Annotated in this window: 1 protein-coding gene; it reads right to left on the reverse strand. The window is 55.3% G+C overall.

Features of this window, described 5'->3' with window-relative positions:
- Positions 1-309 (reverse strand): cadherin repeat domain-containing protein (locus H5114_RS20765; protein ID WP_182723888.1); only part of this gene is annotated, 309 nt, incomplete at both ends.

The following is a 309-nucleotide window of genomic DNA, read 5'->3' on the forward strand; positions in this document are numbered from 1 at the left end:
TCAAAGTCATTGGCGACGGCGGCCACGCCCGCTGGGGTCAAGCTGATGACACCGGTCACGGGGTCAATCTCAAACCAAGCGTCGTCATTGCCGCTGACGATGCTGTAGGTCACTGGCGTGCCTTCTGGATCGGTGGCATTGACGGTGCCGATCACAGTGCTGTCGCTGCTGTTTTCATTGTAGCTAAAGTTGTAGCTGGTTTCGCCCACGGGTGGGGTGAACTCAGGCGTTTCATTGACATCAAGCTCAGTGAGGGTGACGTTAATGTTGGTGGTGTTGACACCATCTGAGGCGCCAACGACTAAATTG

The sequence above is a fragment of the Shewanella sp. SR43-8 genome (assembly GCF_014163775.1).
Classification (GTDB): Bacteria; Pseudomonadota; Gammaproteobacteria; order Enterobacterales; family Shewanellaceae; genus Shewanella; species Shewanella vesiculosa.